The following is a 20117-nucleotide window of genomic DNA, read 5'->3' as shown; positions in this document are numbered from 1 at the left end:
AAAAGTATTATGAGAAGACTTATATTTTTTTTCTTTTTTCTAGTAGTTTATTCTACTAGCTTATTTTCACAAAATGTCTCCCCACGAAAGCCTCAAATAGAAAAAGCCTCTGCTTTATCTAAAAAGGCAGGAGCATTTATTGATATTAATGCTCCTGGTTATAATGAATCAAATTTTAACATTACACAATTAGTAAAAGATGTTTTAATTTCTTCAGGAACGAATTCATGTATAACTCCAAATGTGTCAAATGTTCAGGTAAGTCCTAATCTTCCAGCTTCTGATGCTAATAGATCATGGGGATATTTTCATAAAGGAACTACCAATTTCCCTTTTAAAGATGGGATCGTATTGTCCACAGGTTATGCTGTAAAAGGCGGAAATTCTTTAAATACCTCTACGCTTGGAGATAACTTGCCAACTGGAAGTGATCCTGATTTAGTGGCAGCTACAAACCCAAGTGGATCACTAAATGATGCTGTAATTTTAGAATTTGATTTTGTACCAACTTCAAGCCAGGTAAAATTTAATTATTTATTTGCATCAGAAGAATATACTGGAAGTTTTCCATGTAGTTTTTCAGATGCTTTTGCATTGTTGCTAAAACCTGTTGCAGGAGGACCTTATATTAATATGGCAGTATTACCTGGAGGTGCAGGTCCTGTAAGTGTTACCAATATTCATCCGGCTACTCAGTTCAATGGATCTACACTTAGTTGTGGTGCTGCGAATGCCAACTTTTTTGGTGGATACAATAATGCTAATATTGAAACAAATTTCAATGGAAGAACAATTCCTCTTACGGCTACTGCAACAGTGGTTCCAGGACAGGCGTATCATTTCAAAATGGTATTAGCAGATGCTATAGATAGCTCTTATGACTCTGCTGTATTTTTAGAAGGAGGCTCTTTTAATATTGGTGTAGAGCTATTGGATCCAAATGGTGCTACTTTACCAGAATCAATTAATGTTTGTGATAATGTTCCTCAGGTATTAACGGCTTCAGTTAATGATCCTATTATGACATTTCAATGGTTTTATAATGGTGTTGCAATTCCTGGAGCAACAACAAATACTATTACCGCTGTTCAACCTGGGATATATACAATTGAGGTGAGTGTTCCAGGTAATCCTTGTCCAGGGAAAGCGTCAATTGAAATTCATGGAGGTACAACTCCTTTAGCCCAAGATGCAACATTTTTACTCTGTACTACGCCAGATATTACTACTTTTGATTTAAGCGACGCGATGCCTCTAATTAGTCCGACAACCGGAGCAGTATTCCATTTTTATGAAAATCAGGCAGATGCACAGGCTCAAAATAATAATTATATAACTAATATTTTAAATTATAACGGAAGTGACGGTCAGATTTTATATGTAGTAGTTTCGAATGGTGGTTTCTGTAGTAAATTAGTTGAATTAAAATTATTAAAAGAAGTTACTCCTACGGCTCATGTTAGTTCTTCAAGAGTGAAAATTTGTCCGGGAGAATCTGTTACATTAAAAGCTACAGGGGGAAATACCTATTTATGGAGTAATTTCTCTGGAACAGGAGATACCCAGACTGTTACTTTACATCAAACAACAACGTTTAATGTATATGCAATTGGTGTAAAAGGGTGTAAATCTTTACAGCCAGCAACAGTTACGGTGGAAGTGACGGATGAAATTATAAGTACATTGAAAGATGTAGAATTCTGTATGGGAGATAGAGTAACTCTTGATGCAGGAACAGGAACAAATTATAAATATTTGTGGAGTACAGGAGCATCTACCCAAACAATTGAGGTAAATCAACCGGGAATATATTCGGTAGAAATAGATAACGGATATTGTAAAAAAACTTTTACAGCAAAAGTAATGGTTGCTGCGCTTCCTTACTTTACAAACATTACTTATAGTGATGATCACAAGTTAACAGTAATTGCTGAAAATCCACCTATTAATAATATACAAGGAGTTTTAGAATATTCTATTGATAACGGAATTTCTTGGCAGGAATCAAATGTATTTACAAATTTACTTGACAATACTAACTATACAATTTTTGTAAGAATTAAAGGAACATCTTGTGTAGGAACAATAGACTTCTTTACTCTGAAAATTGTAAATATTATAACACCTAACGAGGATGGTGTTAATGATAAGCTGGATCTTACTGCCTTAGGAAATTTCAAAAACTTTGAAGGTTCTATTTATGATAGATATGGTGTAGAATTGTTTAAATTTTCAAAAGAAAGACCTGTTTGGGACGGAACGATTGGAGGTAAGAGAGTTTCAACAGGTACATACTGGTATAAATTCAGCTTTAATTATGAAAAGTCAAAAGTTAGAATGGAAAGATCAGGATGGATTTTATTAAAGAATAGAGAATAATCTTAATTGATAATGTAAGATAAAAGCCTTTCAAATTTTTGAAAGGCTTTTACTTTTTTTAGAATTTTATTGATTTTCTTTCCAGAGAATGGTGAAACTTATAAAATCTGCAACGCTCAGTTCCTCAGCTCTTTTGTCCATAAACTCATGAGTTTTTAATGCTTCAGGAATATTTAAAATTTTTAAAGCATTTGAAAGTTTTTTTCTTCTTTGATTAAAACCTGCTTTTACAATTTGCTTAAAAAGAACTTCATTGCCTTTCAATCCTTCTTTCGGGTTTCTGGTTAGTCTTATTACTCCAGATTTTACCTTTGGTGGTGGGTTGAATACATTTTCATGAACTGTGAATAAATATGAAGTGTCATAATATGCCTGAACCAAAACAGAAAGAATTCCATAGTCTTTTGTTCTCGGAACTGCTGCCGTTCTTTCAGCTACTTCTTTTTGGAACATCCCGACCATTTCTGGGATTAATTCGTAGTGCTCAATGATTTGAAATAATATTTGTGAAGAAATATTATAAGGAAAATTACCAATGATGGCAATCTGTTCTTCATTAATAAAATCAAAATTTTGTTTTAGAAAATCACCTACAAAAGTATTTTCTGTAATTTTAGAATAGTTGTTTTTTAGATATTCTATTGACTCTGTATCAATTTCTGCAAGGTATATATTTTGGTCTTTTTCCAAAAGATATTTAGTAAGAACTCCCATTCCGGGACCTACTTCCATTACGTTTTTATAGCCTTCAAAACTAAGACCTTCCACGATTTTTCTCGCGATGTTTTCATCTGTCAAAAAGTGTTGACCAAGATGCTTTTTTGCTTTTACACTCAATGTTTTTTATGATTTTATTAACAGTGATTTTCTCTTTTTCGTTCCCAAATTTCGGAAGATTTTTTCTATTTTAGCCAAAAATTTTAATATTAATGGCTAAATCTGTAGATGAGTTTAATAAGAAAAGGCTTAGGTCTAGCAATATTACAGTAGTAATAAGTATTGCCTTAGTGTTATTTTTGTTAGGATTGATGGGGCTTATTTTAATTAATGCTCAAAAATATTCTGACTATATCAAAGAACAGCTTGTAGTAAATGCTTACTTCGATGAAAACTATGATGCTAAAGATTCTGTAAAAATTGCAAAAATGGAAGCTGAAGTATTGAAAGAAATGCAGACTTTAGCTCCGGTAAAAAAAGCGACTTACATTTCAAGAGATATGGCAGCGAAAGAAGCTAAAAAGAGTATGGGAATTGATAGTGATGCGCTTTTTGAAGAAAATATTTTCCCATCATCTATAGAAGTTGCTCTGAAACCGGAATATGTAGATCCTGCAAAAATTGATGAAGCTATAAAAGCAATCAAGGCTGTTCCGGGAATTATAGATGTGAAGAATGATAGTACTTTGATGGTTGATGTCTATAATAACTTAAGTAGAATTTTAAAATGGATTCTTGGTTTTTCTATTCTATTTTTAGTTTTGGCTGTTGTCTTAATTAATAATTCAATCCGTCTGAAGATATTCTCTAAAAGATTTATTATCAAAACCATGCAGTTGGTAGGTGCTAAGAGAAGATTTATTTTGAAGCCTTTCATCATAGAAGCAGTCGTTTTAGGAGCAATTGGTTCGGTAATTGGGCTATTGGTTTTATTTGGGGTTTGGTATTATTTCACAAGTCAGATTGGTTCTGCATTCGTACAGGATAATCAGCAATATTTTTGGTTGGTTTTATTGGTATTTGGTGTAGGTATTTTTATTACGGTTTTAAGTACAGTTATTGCGACTTGGAGATTCTTAAGATCAAACGTTGACGACTTATATTACTCTTAAAAATGAGCAAAAAAACAAATAAATTTTCCGCAGAAAGTTTTGGAAAAGAAACATCTGAAACTTCACAGGAAAACACTTTCTATTTCGGGCAGCAAAACTTCAAATGGATGTTGATTGGCTTGGCTTTCATTGTTGTGGGCTTTCTTTTAATGATGGGGCCGGATGCAAACACCGTTGATGGAAAGTTTGACCCAAATTCTTGGAATGACGGCATTTTTTCAATCCGTAGAATCAGAATTGCACCTTTGTTTGTTGTCATTGGTTTTGCAATTGAAGTGTATGCGATTTTAAAAAGAAAATAATTTACAAACTTTTATTTTAGAGATTAAAAGATTCGGAAATTTAGAACGTAATGTCTAAATCTCTTAATTTCTTAATCTCTATGTTTTTATAAATATAATATGGATTTAATCAAAGCAATAATTATTGCTATCATTGAAGGACTTACGGAATATCTTCCGATTTCTTCAACTGCACATATGGGGTTTACGGCTAGTCTATTAGGTTTGCCGGAAGATGAGTTTTTGAAAATGTTTCAGGTTTCCATTCAGTTTGGAGCAATTTTATCGGTTGTTGTAGCGTATTGGAAAAAGTTCTTTGATTTAAAAAACCTACAATTTTATTTTAAATTGGGTTTTGCAGTAATTCCGGCATTGGCTTTAGGATATTTATTGGATGATAAAATTGAAGCTGTTTTAGGAAACCAAATTGCTATCTCTTCTGTTTTGGTTTTAGGTGGAGTGGTTTTGTTGTTTGCAGACAAATGGTTCAAGAATCCTAAAATTGATGATGAAAAAGGAATTACAATCAAAAATGCGGTTATAATCGGGTTTTGGCAATGTTTAGCGATGATGCCCGGAACGAGTAGAAGTGCAGCATCAATTATAGGAGGTATGGCTCAAGGACTAACGAGAAAAGCGGCTGCCGAATTCTCTTTCTTTTTGGCTGTTCCTACAATGTTGGCGGTAACAGTTTATTCGGTTTTTGTGAAAACTTGGGGAAAAGAAACGGGAAACCCTCAGAAAGGATATGAAATGATCTTGGCATCGCAGGAGCATATTACAATTTTCATTGTCGGAAATATAGTTGCTTTCATTGTTGCGTTAATCGCTATCAAAGCATTTATTGGTGTTTTAAATAAATATGGTTTCAAACCTTGGGGTTGGTATCGTATTTTTGTGGGAATTGCTTTGTTGATTTATTTTTATTTCTTTAAATAAGCATAAAAAACGTACTAAATTATTTATTATTCAAACTAAATGACCGCAGAAGATTTACAATCAGGACATATATTTTTATTGGACAAACCTTTGGATTGGACTTCTTTTCAGGCAGTCAATAAAATGAAATATAAACTCAAAAGAGAGTTTAATTTACCTAAAAAATTTAAGATCGGTCATGCGGGAACGCTAGATCCTAGAGCTACAGGACTTTTAATTGTTTGTTGCGGAAAATTTACGAAAAAGATTCCCGAAATTCAGGATGCTCCTAAAGAATATTGGACTGAGATAAAAATAGGAGTTCAAACAGAATCTTACGATACCGAAAAACCGGAAATTCTTCATCAGGATATTTCAAATATTACAGAAGAGCTGGTTTATCAAGTATTGGAAAAATTTGTTGGTGAAATTGAACAAAAACCACCCGTGTTCTCAGCAATTAAAATTGATGGAGAAAGAGCTTACAATTTGGCGAGAGCAGGTGAGGAGGTTGAGATGAAATCGAGAAAGACAACCATTTTCTATATAAAAGAAGTTAAGATTAATTTTCCTTTGGTGAGTTTTACAGTTGGTTGTTCAAAAGGCACTTATATTCGTAGTTTGGCTCATGATATAGGTCAAGAATTGGGTGTCGGAGCTTATCTTACTCAATTGAGAAGAACGAAAATCGGAGATTATAAGATTGAAGATGCAACTGATGAATTTTTGAATAATGATTTCAGATTTGAAAGTTTATAATTAAAAAACGCCTTTATTTAATTACCTACTGGTTAAGGAAAATTTTAATGGAAAAAACACGTATCAATAAATATTTATCAGAAGTTGGTTATTGCTCCAGAAGAGCTGCTGATAAACTTTTGGAAGAAGGAAGAATAAAAATCAATGGTAAAATTCCGGAACTTGGAACTAAAGTTTCTGATGAAGATGTAATTGAGGTCGACGGAAAACCAATTCGTGAGCCGGAAGAAAAGCATGTTTATATCGCATTTAATAAACCTGTAGGAATCGTTTGTACAACAGATACAAAACGAGAGAAAAACAATATTATTGATTACATTAATTATCCAAAAAGAATTTTCCCAATCGGAAGACTTGATAAACCGAGTGAAGGTTTGATACTTTTGACCAGTGACGGAGATATTGTTAACAAAATTCTGAGATCTAAAAACAATCATGGAAAAGAATATTTGGTAAGAGTTGACAAGCCAATTACTCCCAGATTTTTGGATAGAATGCGAAATGGAGTCCCGATTTTAGATACTGTTACAAAGAAATGTGAGGTTGAAAAAATTGATGAAATGAACTTTCGAATTGTTCTTACCCAAGGTTTGAACAGACAAATTCGTAGAATGTGCGAATATCTTGGTTATGAAGTGAAAAAGTTGAAAAGAATCCGAATTATGAACATAAAATTAGATCTCCCTATCGGAAAATGGAGAGATTTAACAGAGGAAGAACTTTCTGCTTTAAATAGAACTCTTGAAAGTTCAAGTAAAACATTCGATTAATTTTATTTCATATAAAGTTTCATTCTGGTTTCGTATTCTGGTTTTAGCTTTAAAAATTTCAAAATCTTTTTGTCATCAGGATTGCTTAGACGATAGAAAATAATTTTATCTGCAGAATATTTGAAGTATGGATGATTTTTAAGCCATTCTTCAGGTGCATCAACCAGAGTATATTTTTGAACTTCATTCGTGTTCAATGGGCAAATTGAGATAAGTTTTTCAACTAAATCTTTATCAATGTTGTATGTGTCTAAAATTTGCTGCTTATTGACAAACCCACCTAATTTTTTTCTAAAACCAATCATAGAACCAGCACTTTTCTCATCTAATCCGAATTCTAAAAGTTGTTTGAAAGTAATTGCATTCAGATCAATTTTTGAAAAGTCTGTTTTTTCCTGTTTTGTAACAGTTTTTTCAGATTCAGGATTCTTGGCAATTGTTGCAGAATTTAATTTTATATAAGGTTTTAGTTCTTCAAATTTTTCTGAAGAAATAACAAAACAATTTTGAATATCTTCTAAACTTTTAAAACTTCCTTTTAAATTTTTGTCCCGATAATTAACAATCACTTTGGCTTGATTTTCTGAAAAACCTAAGTTTTGCCAACCTTCGATATTAGTGGAGTTTGGGTCAAAAGGCTGATATTTTATTTGTGATTTTTCTTGAATTATATTTTTAGTGAAATTTTTAAAATTTGCAGGAGTTTTTTCAGGAAGTATCAAATAAGGTGCTAGTTTTTGGTAGTTTTCATTACTGATGATAAAGCATTCTTTGAACTTTTCTTTGCTAACAAAGCTTCCTCCAAGGTAATTTTTATATTTCAAAATGGCTTCAGATTGTTTTTCGCTAAATCCCATTTTTATCCAATCATTGATTGGTAAATTATCAGGATTGAATTTTCTTGAAACTAGAATTGTTTTCTTTTCAAAACTTTTAAAAAAAGTAGAATTGGCATTTTCATTTGATTCCGGAAGTAAAATGTACTTATCAAGCTCAAAAAATTTTTCGGCAGAAATGGCAAAACATTTTTTGAGTTGTTCTTTGGATGTAAATTTTCCTCCAACAACATTTTTATAATTTAAAATAGTTGCAGTCTGTTTTTCTGAAAATCCTAAATCTTTCCATTGTTTTTCATCTAAATCATTCGGGTCAAAGTCAGATAAATTTTGAACGGACGTATTTTTTGTAATAAATTTTACATCAGAAAAATCTTCCTTGCTCTTGCTTATGAGTTTTTGGAAGGTAAATAAAATAATTAGTAGCATTCCTGTGAATGCCATCTTTTGGTAATAATTTTTTCTCATCACGGTAAACTTAATAAATATATCAAGTCACAGCAATGGTAAAATTAGAAATTGAAAGTTTTTAAATATAAAACTGATTATCAGGTTGTTAAAATAAACCTGGTTTAATGATTATGTAAATTATTTTAAGAATTATTCCGAATCTTTTTCTGTTAAAGAGTCTTTTAATTTCAAAAGTTCGGCTTTTACAAACTCCAATCTGTCAATTAAAGTTATTGTTTCAGAAATCTTACTGTTTGTGGTTAAAGCAACTTTAGCTCCATCTAGAGTGTAGCCTTTTTCTTTAACCAAATGATAAATCATTTGTAAATTTTTGATGTCTTCAGGAGTGAAATACCTGTTGCCTTTTTTATTTTTTTTAGGTTTAATGATAGGGAATTCCTGCTCCCAATATCTTATTAATGAAGTGTTTACATCGAATGCTTTAGCAACTTCTCCTATAGAATAATACAACTTATCGGGTAAATTTATCTTCATTTTTCAAATCCTAGGTTTCAAAGATAAAATTTTTTGAGATTTGTGGCAAATACATGGTTGTCATTAATGAAATTCAATTGTTAAAAACATTCAAGAGGAGATTATTTCTCATAAAAGACAAACTTTGAAAAAGTAAATTTTAGTAAATGAAAATAGAAATCTGGTTGGATATGATGAGTCCGTTTTGTTATATTGGAAAGCGTAATTTTGAACAAGCTCTTGACAAATTGCCATTTAAAGATAATGTAGAGGTGGAGTGGAAGAGCTTTCAGTTTGATTTAACTTTAGATTTATCAAAAACTTTTACTACAATCGAATATTGTAATCAAAAGAAAGGATTTTCTGATATTAAGACAAAAACAGGTCTGGGGAAATGTAGGTTTTAATTTTTTAAAGTTCTGTCCGTTTTAAAATAATTTTTATTTATGAAAATTCAAGAATCTCTAAAAAGAGAAAAACTATTAATTTATCCTAAAAAGAAATACATAAAACTAAGTTTTCTAAACATTGGCTAAGAAAGTATCCTAATTTATTGAAAGATTTAAAAAACAGATTCCCACCAAACAGGTTTTGTAAGCGATATTATCTATCTGGAAACTCAGACTTCAGTTTGTTATTTATCATTGATAATGGCTCATTACAGCAGAAGAATTATAGGGTTTTCTGTAAGTGAAAGGAGGTGCTGAAAATGTTTTGATAGCTTTAAAAATAGAATAATAAAGCACAGCCTTATTTATCACTTGGATAGAGGATTACAATATTGTTCTGATTATTATCAAAATACTCTCAAAAACAATATTAAATCTCTTAAGACAAGGGGGGGGGTGATTGTTACCCAAACGCTTTAGCAGAAAGGATTAACGGGATATTGAAACAAGAATTCCTATTTCATAAAACTCAAAACATTCAACAACTCAATATACCACTATTAAAAGAAAGCATTTATCTTTACAACAACAAAAAGTCAGCATTTAAGTCTTAATATAAAAACTCCGGAAACTGTACACAAAAAATCCGAATAAAAAACATTCCTCTGGATTTAAATAATATTGATAATTAATAGAAAACTATTTTAGGGTGACTCATTATTTTGAAGAATTGAGAAAGTAGAAGATCTTTTGATTTCTGCACTTAATGGCAAAAATATTGTTAGCCAATGATTTATAATTGTTTTTTTATGACAGGAATAATTGGTAGTATCAAATGAATTTAGTATCTTTGCACCCACTTTTGTGGCGCGAAGGTTTGAAAAGTAAATTACTAAAAATTAATTACTTCCGTATTTTTTAATCCGCATTTATTCAGACCGTTAAAAAAGAAGGAATACAAATTTTATAGAAAATGTCAAAAGAGACAAATTCAGCAGAGGTTTTATTAAACCAAAACGTAGCACCAGAACAATTTGATTGGGATTCATTCGAATCAGGTCTTGATGCAGATGCGAGAAAAGAAAAAAGCGATTTAGAAGAAATCTACAACGGATCTCTTAACAATTTAGACGATAACGACGTTCTAATAGGTAAAGTTGTAAGATTAACTGACAAAGAAGCTATCGTAGACATCAACTTCAAATCAGAAGGTGTTATTTCTCTTAACGAATTCCGTTACAACCAAGGATTGAAAGTTGGTGATGAGGTAGAAGTAATGGTTGACAAAAGAGAAGACAAAACTGGTCAATTACAATTATCTCACAGAAAAGCTAGAACGCTTAAAGCTTGGGATAAAGTAAACGAACTTCATGAAACAGGTGAAATCGTTAACGGTTTTGTGAAATCAAGAACTAAAGGAGGTATGATCGTTGACGTACACGGCATCGAAGCATTCTTACCAGGTTCTCAAATTGACGTTAAGCCAATTAAAGATTACGATCAGTTCGTAGGTAAAACTATGGAGTTCAAAGTTGTGAAAATCAACCCTGAGTTCAAAAACGTAGTAGTATCTCACAAAGCATTGATCGAAGCAGATATTGAAGGTCAGAAAAAAGAAATCATCTCTCAATTAGAAAAAGGACAAGTTCTTGAAGGTACTGTTAAGAATATTACTTCTTACGGTGTATTCATCGACTTAGGTGGTGTAGACGGATTAATCCACATTACAGACCTTTCTTGGTCTAGAGTGAACCACCCATCTGAAATCCTTGAGGACGGACAAACTGTAAAAGTTGTTATCCTTGATTTTGATGATGAGAAAACAAGAATCCAATTAGGTATGAAGCAATTAGAAGCTCATCCTTGGGATGCTCTTTCTGCTGACTTAAAAGTTGGAGACAAAGTAAAAGGAAAAGTAGTTGTTCTTGCTGACTATGGTGCATTCGTAGAAATCGCTCCAGGTGTGGAAGGATTAATCCATGTTTCTGAAATGTCTTGGTCTACTCATTTAAGATCTGCTGGTGATTTTGTAAAAGTAGGTGATGAGGTAGAAGCTGAAGTACTTACTTTAGATAGAGAAGATAGAAAAATTTCTCTTGGTATCAAGCAATTAAGCAAAGATCCATGGGAAAATATCGAAGCTAAATATCCTGTAGGATCTAAGCATGTAGGAACTGTAAGAAACTTCACTAACTTTGGTGTATTCGTAGAGTTAGAAGAAGGTATCGACGGATTAATCTATATCTCTGATCTTTCTTGGACTAAGAAAATCAAGCATCCATCTGAGTTCTGTGCAGTTGGTGATAAATTAGATGTTGTGGTTCTTGAATTAGATATCCAAGCTAGAAGATTATCTCTAGGTCATAAGCAATTGACTGATAACCCTTGGGATGCTTTCGAATCTAAATATGCTGAAGGAACTATCCACGCTGGTAAAGCTGTAGAAGTTCACGATAAAGGGGCTTCTGTTCAGTTTGAAGATGCTGAAGTTGAAGCATTCTGTCCTTCAAGATTATTAGAGAAAGAAGATGGATCTAAAATCAAGAAAGGTGAAGAGGCTCAGTTTAAAGTAATCGAATTCAACAAAGAGTTCAAGAGAGTAGTAGTTTCTCACACAGGTATCTTCAGAGATGAAGAGAAGAAAAATGTGAAAGAATCTTCTTCTAGAAATGTAGCTTCTTCAAACAATGAAGAAAGATCTACTCTTGGAGATATCGATGCTTTAGCAGAATTGAAAAGAAAAATGGAAGAAGGTAAATAATCTTTTTGACCATTAAAATATTGAAGCCACTCATTTGAGTGGCTTTTTTTGTGAATATTAATATGATATTATTTTAATCATTAACATAATTAATTATTACTGTTGTTTTTTTTGATGAAATTGAAAATATGATGTATAGTATGAATATTTATTAAAAATAAATTTAATATATAAACTTTACTTTTAATAATAAAATTGTTGAAAAATTAATTAAATTCACTTTTTATTGATAATTATTTGTAGATTAGTGGTTTTAATGGTTAAAAATGAAAAAGAAAATTCTACCTATTTTGTTTGCTGCTGTTTCAGTAATTCCAACTTATCTATATGCGCAAGATAATGAAGTGTTGATTAAAAATTATATTTCTCAAAATAAAATTAGAGAATATAAAAAATCCGATCTTACAAATTTTATTATTGACAATGTAGATAATTCAAAATCATTAAATGGTAATGTTGTAAAAATTCAACAAACCTATAATGGACTTCCTGTTTATAATGCAGCAGCAACTGCATTGATAAGGGATAATAAAATTATTTATTATTCCGATACGTTTTTGAAAGATTATAATTCTGTAACTTCTAATAACCCTGCTATAAATAAGACTATAGCTTTACAGAAAATATCAGAAGTTCTTGAAAAGCAAAAGATAGAAAAATATCCTATTTTAAATTTTTTTGAAGCTGAAAATGGTGTTGAACCAGTTGCCAAACAGCGTTTGGTTTATGTGGAAGATAAAGGGATGTTAAAGTTAGCTTATCAATTCTCGCTTCCTGAACCAGATTCTCCAAGTTTCTGGGATATTTTAATAGATGCTACGAATGGCGAAATTATTAGCAAGCTTGATCTGAATCTTTCATGTAACTTCCATGATGAGGCCTATTCTCATGATTATAGTCATGAAAATAGTTTTATAGGTCCATTAAATAAACAAACTTCTCAACAAAGTTCTTTATTTTTAGTTCCTGATAATGCTTCTTATAATGTTTTTCCTTTGCCTGTTGAAGCGCCTACTTTTGGTTCAAGATCCGTTATTACTAATCCTTGGATTCTTTCTGCTTCGCCAGAGGGTTGGCATTATGATGGAACTACTCATTATACAATAACAAGGGGGAATAATGTATACGCTTATGCTGATACTTCAGGAGTTAATACTATAGGGCATACACCTGATGGAGGGGCTTCTGGAAACTTTGACTTTCCATTTAATATTAATGCAACACCAAGTAATAATATAAGTGCATCTGTAACAAATTTATTTTATCTTAATAATAGAATTCATGATATTTTCTATACGTTTGGATTTACTCCAACAGCTAGAAATTTTCAACAGACTAATTTTGGATTAGGTGGAGTAGGTAACGATTATGTACAGGCTGAAGCTCAGGATGGTGGGGGTACCAACAATGCAAACTTTTCCAGTCCTGCAGATGGAACCAAACCAAGAATGCAAATGTATCTTTGGTCAACGGTGAATAGATTATTTTTCTATAATGCACCAACTTTAGCTGTATCTCGTCAACCTTCAGCTGGTACAGCTTTATTTGGTAGTGCTTTAAGTGCGACAGGGATTACTGGAAACGTACAGTTGTCATCAGTTTTAGATGGTTGTACTGCAATACCTGTAGGTACTCTTGCTGGAAAAATAGGACTGATAGAAAGGGGAACTTGTAATTTTACAGTTAAAGTAAAAAATGCACAAGACGCTGGTGCGACGGCTGTAATAATTTATAATAATACAGCAAATGGTAATACTATTGGAAATATGTCAGGAACTGACGCTACAATTACAATTCCATCTGTTTTGATAAGTAATGATGAAGGTGAATATATTAAAGACCAACTTTCAGCTAATACAATAGTAAATGTTACTTTAAAAAATGATCCTGCAACGAGTATAACTCCTGACGGAAGTTTTGATAATGGAATTGTTATTCATGAATATGGACATGGAATTTCCAATAGAATGACAGGAACGGGTTCAGGATGTTTAAGTTCAAGTGCTGATAAAGAACAGATGGGAGAAGGCTGGTCTGATTTCTTTGCTTTAATGTTGACAAATAAACCGGGAGATAATGCTTCTGTTGCAAGAGGAATAGGAACCTATGCACAGGGGCAGCCTATTGCTGGAGGAGGAATTAGACCGGCTAAATATTCTCCGGATTTTACAATAAATAATTTTACGTATGGAGATACCAATGGAATGGAGTATAATAATGGTTCTGCTATAGTCCCAGACGTACACTCTATTGGGTTTATTTGGGCAACAATGCTTTGGGATTTGCATTGGCAATATGTTGCTAAATATGGCTATGCTTCTGATGTAACGGCAAATACAACAAATGGTAGTTCAAGAGTTTTGCAACTGGTAACAGATGCCTTAAAGCTTCAGATTTGTAACCCAACTTTTGTTGATGGTAGAAATGCCATTTTGGCGGCAGAATTAGCAACAACTGGAGGAGCAGATAAATGTATGATTTGGAGAACTTTTGCAAAAAGAGGTTTAGGGGTTAATGCTTCTGCTGGCTCAAAAACTAACATTAATGATCAAGTAGAGGATTTCTCAGTACCTGAAGAGTGTGTATTGGCTACCGATGAAGTAAAATCTATTAAAAATGGTTCAATTTCTATTTATCCTAATCCTGCTAAAAATGAGTTCTTTATCAATTTTCCAAGTAATGTTTTAGGTAAAGTAAGTGTTGAAATTTATGATATGTCTGGAAAATTAGTTTCTTCTGAAGATAAAATTTCTCCTGATTCTAAAAAAGCAATATCAACGGATAAATTAATAAACGGAACGTATATGGTACGAGTAAAAGGACTGGGATTTGATACTTCCTCAAAAGTTATTGTGAAAAAGTAACTTAAATTTAATAAAAGAAATATTATAAATCGCTGTGAGTAAGGCTTGCGGCGATTTTTTTATTCATTATCTTACTTCCGGGAATAAGTTGTAACTTTGCAGGCTGTTTTTAAAAAAGATTATGAAGAAGAAAAATATATTTAAGGGAGTTTTATTTGTAGGATTAGGAGCCAGTATATATGGTATGTTGGCTACGTTTGTGAAGTTGGCTTATAAGGATGGTTATACAACTTCGGAAGTGACGACTTCACAATTTGTATTAGGATTGATAGGTCTTTTGATATTAAATTTAATTCAAACTGCAACTTCAAAACAAAAACTTTCGACCCCTACTTCAAAAGAAGTTAAAATGCTGATGTTGGCAGGAACGTCTCTTGGTTGTACAAGTTTGTTTTATTATATAGCAGTTCAGCATATCAATGTATCCATTGCAATTGTATTGCTGATGCAGTCTGTTTGGTTTAGTGTTGTGGTAGAAAGTTTTCTGACAAAAAAACTACCGAATGTAAGAAAAATTGTTTCAGTTGTCATTGTTTTGGTTGGGACAATTTTAGCTACAAATCTTGTTAATACAGAGATAAAACTTGATTTCAAAGGTGTTTTTTGGGGATTGATGGCGGCAGCTTCTTTTACGATGACAATGTTTAGTTCCAACACATTGGGTACTCATCTACCTGCTTTCAGGAAAAGCATTATTATGCTTTCAGGGGGCTCAATCGTGGTTTTTGCTTTCTTGTTTTTTGCTCAAATCGGGCCATCTCATTTTGAAAGTTTAAAATCTTTATATTTAAATTTTACTGAGAATACAGAACATATTCGTTCATTCGATTATTCAATCTTTTGGAAATATGGGTTGGTTTTATCATTGTTTGGAACAATCATTCCTCCGATTTTATTTAATATTGGTTTCCCAAATGCGGGATTGGGATTGGGGAGTATTGTGTCTTCTTTAGAACTTCCGGTCTCGGTAATGATGGCGTTTGTTTTGTTGGGAGAGAAGGTTGTTTTTATACAATGGATAGGGATTGCTTTAATACTTTTTGCTATTGTTTTGATGAATTTACCCTCAAAAAAAGAGGAAATATTAATAGAAGAAATATCATAAATAAATTATAATTAGTGATTACAAACCGTTTCATTCGAGGCGTTTTTTTTATTTTTATGTATTAAATTAAATTTTCATGAAAAACTTTAAAAATGTTGCTGTTATAATGACGGCTGCTTTATCAATTAATGTATTTTCTCAGATAGAGCCATTGGATGCCGAGCTTACTAATTATAAATATCCGTTTGATGTTCATTTTATTAATTTAAAGTCTCAAAATAATGATTTGAAGATGGCTTATATGGATATAAAACCTCGAAATGAAAATGGAAAAACAGTGATGCTTCTTCATGGTAAGAATTTTAATGGTGCATATTGGGAAAGAACAGCAAAAGATCTTTCAAATAAAGGGTTTCGGGTGATTATTCCGGATCAGATGGGATTTGGCAAGTCTTCGAAACCTCAGAGTTATCAATTTTCTTTTTCTCAACTGGCGGAAAATACAAAAGCTATTTTGGATGAACTTAAAATTGATAAGGCGATAGTTTTAGGGCATTCAATGGGCGGAATGTTGGCTACTAGATTTACTTTGCTTTATCCTGAAAGAGTACAGAAATTGATTTTAGAAAACCCGATTGGGCTTGAAGATTATAAAACTTTTGCATCTTATCAAACAATTGATCAGGCTTATCAATCGGAGCTAAAAAATTCTGTGGAAACTTATAAAAATTATCAATTGAAATTTTATTACGATAATAAATGGAAAGATGAATATCAGCCCTGGTTGGATTTAATTGCGGGTTGGACCTTACATTCCGATTATCCTAAAGTAGCTTGGAATGCGGCTTTAACATCGGATATGATTTATAATCAACCGGTTTGTTATGAATTTAAGAATATTAAAACTCCAACTTTACTGATTATAGGAACTAGGGACAGAACGGCAATAGGAAAGGATAGAGCGCCGAAAGAATTGCAGCCAAAAATGGGACAGTATCAGGAATTGGGTAAAAAAACTCAACAAGAAATTCCAGGTTCTTTGTTGGTTGAGTTTGAAAATGTTGGGCATCTTCCTCATATTGAGGTGTATGATAAATTCTGGAATGTTTTGTATGATTTTATCAAATAAGTGATATCTAAATAAAAAGAGACTGTTTAAATTTAAACAGTCTCTTTTTGTATGTATTGTTGTCTGAATTATTTCTTCTTGTAAGCAGCGTCTTTGATTCTTGCTTTTTTACCTTTAAGGTCTCTGAAGTAGTAAATTCTAGATCTTCTAACTTTACCTCTTCTCTCAACTTCAATCTTTTGAAGAGCTGGCATGTTGATAGGGAAAACTCTTTCTACACCTACATCACCACTCATTTTTCTGATTGTGAAAGTTTTTGTAGCACCAGTACCTCTTAATTGGATAACTGTTCCTTTGAAGAACTGAGTTCTGGTTTTTTGACCTTCTTTAATTTCGTAATACACTGTAATTGTATCACCTGCTTTGAATTCTGGGAATTCTTTCTTAGTAATGTACTGATCTTGTACGTACTTAATTAAATCCATTATTAATAAATAAAATGTTAAAGCTAAGCAACTTACACGGTTCTCGTCAGAGGTTGAATAACAGGTTGCAAATTTAAAAAATAATTTTCAAATACACCAAACAAATTTTATCTAATTGAAGTATTTTTTTACTAATATTAATTTCTGAAGTTTAAGCTTGTGTATTTGTCCTTTTCAGTATACAAAAATATTGCTTTTTTATATAATAATTTAAAAAGTACAATTAAATAGTTCTGTATAAAGTATGATGAATAAAGGGAAATTTGAATTTAATGAAAAATACTTTATATTTAATTAAAGTAAAATGAAAATTTCAATCGTCATAGCAATATGGAGGTTGCTGAAAAATTACCAATGCCACAAAAGGATAAAGAAAATATCATTTCTCAGACTGTTTCAAAGTACGGAGGGAAGCTGATGTCATATATTCGTCCGAAAGTCAAAAATACAGAAGATGCAGAAGATATTCTGCAGGAAGTTTGGTATCAATTCAGTAGTCTAACTAATCTTTCTGAAATCGTAAATGTTGGAGGTTGGCTATACAGAGTAACCGCTAATAAAATAACAGATAAATACAGAAAAAAGAAAACAGAAAACCTTGAAGATTTCGTATACGAAGATGAAGACGGGGATTTTTCTATCAAAGATATTTTATTGATGGATGAAAGTGCAGGCCCCGAAATAAAAATGTTTCAGGATGAAATCTGGAAAAAACTTTTTGAGGCGTTGGATGAACTACCGGAAAAACAAAGATTTGTTTATGTAGAAAACGAATTGAATGATAAAACCCTCCAGCAAATTGCTGATGAACAGGGTGAAAATATAAAAACAATCATCAGTCGTAAAAACTATGCAGTAAAGCATTTGAGGAATAGATTGAGAAAATTATATGAAGATTTAAACAGTTAGTAAAGAAGAAAATATGAATCATAAACACAAAAAAGGCTGGATTTTTCTAATACTATGTCCGCCGTTAATTTTTCTGGGAGTCACTTGGATTGTGATGGCTTTATGGAATGGTCTTCTTCCTGAGATTTTAGGTGTGAAATCAATAACATATTGGCAGGCTATGGGAATTTTGGTTTTATCTAAAATTCTTTTCGGAGGAATTCACTTTGGAAAAGGTATGAAAGGGTTTAGGGAAAGAAAAATGAGAGAAAAAATGATGGATTTATCTCCCGAAGAAAGAGAAAAATTCAAAGAAGCCTGGAGAAGTAGATGCGCAAGTGGTTTCTTCAATAGGGGTAATAAAAATAACGAATAATTAAAATTTTAGAAGTAGTAAAGTAAAATTAAAATTGATTCGTCTATATAAAAAACAAAGTAGTAAAATTTAAAATTTTGAAAAAATGAAAAATTCAGCATTAAAAGGAGCTCTGGGAGCTTTGGCAGTAGTAGGTGTAGCATTAGTTGCAAAAAAGGCAGTGCAAAGAAAGAGATTTGTAAAAGGTATTTTTGAAGAATACGGAATCAAAGAAAAATCTCCTTTCGGATTGGCAGATAAAATCAGAGAGATGGATGAAGAGCAATATCAGGAACTGAAAGGAAAGTTAAAGAAAGAGTTTGCATCTGGATGTTGTAAAAAGAATAGTGTTTGCGAAGCATAAATTAAAAGTAACTAAATTGAAATTGTTTGGTTCGGGTCGGAAAACAAAGTTTTCCGACCCGAACTTTTTATAATGTATTCTCATTATGCCATTCCGAATACAACGCAGTGAAATGAAGAATCTAATTTGAAATTATTTAGGGTTTTTCCTTTATTAAAAGTAATTTTTTTGCAGATAAAGCAAATTGAGCTAATAACATCATCCGCAAAATCTGCTTTATCTGTGCGAAATATGATCTCGGTTTTGGTTAGTTGTAAATAAGGAACTAATGCCCAGTCAAATCAATTTATTATTTTTTCAAAATTAAAAAACATAAGAATCTAACTTTGCATAAAAAATCAATACAAAATTTTATCAAACATAAAAAATAAAAATTCCTACTTTTGCATAGTTCAATGAAAGATTACTACTATTTTCTCGGGATTTCTCAGGATGCTTCAGAAGAAGACATCAAGAAAGTTTATAGAAAATTGTCCTTAAAATATCATCCGGATAAAAATGAGAATGACGATTTTTTTGCGGAGCGTTTTCGTGAAATTCAGGAGGCTTACGAAATTTTGAGTGATAAAAGTAAGAGAAGAACTTATGACCAAAATCTGGAAAGTCACCAGAAAAGTTTCAGATACAATATTCCGCCTTCTATAAAAACTTTTACGGCAAATAAAATCCACGCGAAAAAAGGAGAGGAGATAATCATCAATTGGCAAACTCAAAATGCCGATGTTGTGAAAGTTTTGCCTTTCGGATTGGAAAAGCCTTATGGAGAAAGGATTTTTAAAATAACAGAGTTTAAGGACGGGAAATTCCAAATTTTACTTCATGCAACCAACTCATTATTGCATAAAACAGCAGTTCAGGGAATTACAATTACGGAAGTTTTTGAATCTGAAGGCGAGAAATTCAGAGAAAAAGCGGAAGAAATGTTTAAGTCACAGCCTAGAACAGCAATGAATCCGCATGGTCAGCCAAAGATTTTCAGAATAATAATGGCCGTACTGCTATTAATATTAGCAATTTATTTTTTAGTAAAAAATTTGTAAAAACTAAGCCATTTTTTTTCTTCCTGGACACTTTTTACATCTTTTTCCTTTTTTAAATTTCTTACAGCAAGACTTCTTTTCACAAAACAATTCCTCATTATTAAAAGAAAATGCAGGAGCCAAAGGTGGTACTTTGAAAGGGACGATCATATTCATGATGC

Annotated in this window: 19 protein-coding genes; 15 read left to right on the top strand and 4 right to left on the bottom strand. The window is 32.0% G+C overall.

Features of this window, described 5'->3' with window-relative positions; genetic code table 11:
• Positions 1–9 precede the first annotated feature (9 nt).
• Positions 10–2379: a choice-of-anchor L domain-containing protein gene (locus tag OH806_RS07785; RefSeq protein WP_264743115.1), complete on the top strand. Its 2370-nt coding sequence runs from the start codon at positions 10–12 to the stop codon at positions 2377–2379.
• A gap of 66 nt (positions 2380–2445) precedes the next feature.
• On the opposite strand, the gene rsmA is transcribed toward OH806_RS07785, so the two are convergent.
• Positions 2446–3216 (bottom strand): 16S rRNA (adenine(1518)-N(6)/adenine(1519)-N(6))-dimethyltransferase RsmA, encoded by a 771-nt coding sequence (gene rsmA, locus OH806_RS07780; RefSeq protein ID WP_264743114.1) that lies wholly within the window; start codon positions 3214–3216, stop codon positions 2446–2448.
• A 92-nt stretch (positions 3217–3308) separates the two neighbouring features.
• Here rsmA and OH806_RS07775 point away from each other — a divergent pair, with 92 nt between their 5' ends.
• From OH806_RS07775 to rluF, 5 genes are all read left to right on the top strand, one after another.
• Positions 3309–4208 carry a cell division protein FtsX gene (locus OH806_RS07775; protein ID WP_264743113.1) on the top strand — a complete coding sequence of 300 codons (900 nt, stop codon included), beginning with the start codon at positions 3309–3311 and terminating at the stop codon, positions 4206–4208.
• A 2-nt stretch (positions 4209–4210) separates the two neighbouring features.
• Positions 4211–4510, top strand: a complete 300-nt coding sequence (locus tag OH806_RS07770; protein ID WP_264743112.1) for a DUF3098 domain-containing protein — start codon at positions 4211–4213, stop codon at positions 4508–4510.
• A 99-nt stretch (positions 4511–4609) separates the two neighbouring features.
• Positions 4610–5428, top strand: a complete 819-nt coding sequence (locus tag OH806_RS07765) for an undecaprenyl-diphosphate phosphatase (RefSeq protein ID WP_264743111.1) — start codon at positions 4610–4612, stop codon at positions 5426–5428.
• Between the two features lie 39 nt (positions 5429–5467).
• The gene (gene truB, locus OH806_RS07760; RefSeq protein WP_264743110.1) at positions 5468–6166 is read left to right on the top strand and encodes a tRNA pseudouridine(55) synthase TruB; all 699 of its coding nucleotides are present in this window, start codon (positions 5468–5470) and stop codon (positions 6164–6166) included.
• A gap of 47 nt (positions 6167–6213) precedes the next feature.
• Positions 6214–6936 (top strand): 23S rRNA pseudouridine(2604) synthase RluF, encoded by a 723-nt coding sequence (gene rluF, locus OH806_RS07755; protein ID WP_264743109.1) that lies wholly within the window; start codon positions 6214–6216, stop codon positions 6934–6936.
• 2 nt (positions 6937–6938) lie between these two features.
• On the opposite strand, the gene OH806_RS07750 is transcribed toward rluF, so the two are convergent.
• Positions 6939–8240: a helix-hairpin-helix domain-containing protein gene (locus OH806_RS07750; RefSeq protein WP_264743108.1), complete on the bottom strand. Its 1302-nt coding sequence runs from the start codon at positions 8238–8240 to the stop codon at positions 6939–6941.
• Positions 8241–8372: 132 nt separating this feature from the next.
• On the bottom strand, positions 8373–8717 hold the full coding sequence (locus OH806_RS07745; protein ID WP_264743107.1) for a MerR family transcriptional regulator: 345 nt from the start codon (positions 8715–8717) through the stop codon (positions 8373–8375).
• 146 nt (positions 8718–8863) lie between these two features.
• Between OH806_RS07745 and OH806_RS16600 the strand changes: the two genes are divergently transcribed.
• From OH806_RS16600 to OH806_RS07720, 5 genes are all read left to right on the top strand, one after another.
• A complete protein-coding gene (locus OH806_RS16600; protein ID WP_406567605.1) occupies positions 8864–9103 on the top strand; it encodes a DsbA family protein in 240 nt (79 codons plus the stop codon).
• Positions 9104–10058: 955 nt separating this feature from the next.
• Entirely contained in the window at positions 10059–11846 is a 1788-nt protein-coding gene (rpsA, locus tag OH806_RS07735) for a 30S ribosomal protein S1 (RefSeq protein WP_264743106.1), read from the top strand.
• Positions 11847–12112: 266 nt separating this feature from the next.
• The gene (locus tag OH806_RS07730; RefSeq protein WP_264743105.1) at positions 12113–14710 is read left to right on the top strand and encodes a T9SS-dependent M36 family metallopeptidase; all 2598 of its coding nucleotides are present in this window, start codon (positions 12113–12115) and stop codon (positions 14708–14710) included.
• 121 nt (positions 14711–14831) lie between these two features.
• Positions 14832–15815: an EamA family transporter gene (locus tag OH806_RS07725; RefSeq protein WP_264743104.1), complete on the top strand. Its 984-nt coding sequence runs from the start codon at positions 14832–14834 to the stop codon at positions 15813–15815.
• A gap of 76 nt (positions 15816–15891) precedes the next feature.
• Entirely contained in the window at positions 15892–16884 is a 993-nt protein-coding gene (locus OH806_RS07720) for an alpha/beta fold hydrolase (protein WP_264743103.1), read from the top strand.
• A gap of 68 nt (positions 16885–16952) precedes the next feature.
• On the opposite strand, the gene rplS is transcribed toward OH806_RS07720, so the two are convergent.
• A complete protein-coding gene (rplS, locus tag OH806_RS07715) occupies positions 16953–17309 on the bottom strand; it encodes a 50S ribosomal protein L19 (RefSeq protein WP_264743102.1) in 357 nt (118 codons plus the stop codon).
• A gap of 330 nt (positions 17310–17639) precedes the next feature.
• Here rplS and OH806_RS07710 point away from each other — a divergent pair, with 330 nt between their 5' ends.
• From OH806_RS07710 to OH806_RS07695, 4 genes are all read left to right on the top strand, one after another.
• On the top strand, positions 17640–18218 hold the full coding sequence (locus OH806_RS07710; protein ID WP_264743101.1) for an RNA polymerase sigma factor: 579 nt from the start codon (positions 17640–17642) through the stop codon (positions 18216–18218).
• 13 nt (positions 18219–18231) lie between these two features.
• Complete coding sequence (locus OH806_RS07705) at positions 18232–18573, top strand: hypothetical protein (protein WP_264743100.1); 342 nt, start codon at positions 18232–18234, stop codon at positions 18571–18573.
• An 85-nt stretch (positions 18574–18658) separates the two neighbouring features.
• Complete coding sequence (locus OH806_RS07700; RefSeq protein WP_264743099.1) at positions 18659–18916, top strand: hypothetical protein; 258 nt, start codon at positions 18659–18661, stop codon at positions 18914–18916.
• A gap of 395 nt (positions 18917–19311) precedes the next feature.
• Entirely contained in the window at positions 19312–19956 is a 645-nt protein-coding gene (locus OH806_RS07695) for a DnaJ domain-containing protein (RefSeq protein WP_264743098.1), read from the top strand.
• Positions 19957–20117 lie beyond the last annotated feature (161 nt).

Origin of the sequence: Chryseobacterium oryctis (genome assembly GCF_025971925.1) — a bacterium.
In the GTDB taxonomy this organism is placed as follows: Bacteria; Bacteroidota; Bacteroidia; order Flavobacteriales; family Weeksellaceae; genus Chryseobacterium; species Chryseobacterium oryctis.
This window is presented reverse-complemented; position numbering and strand designations above follow the sequence as displayed.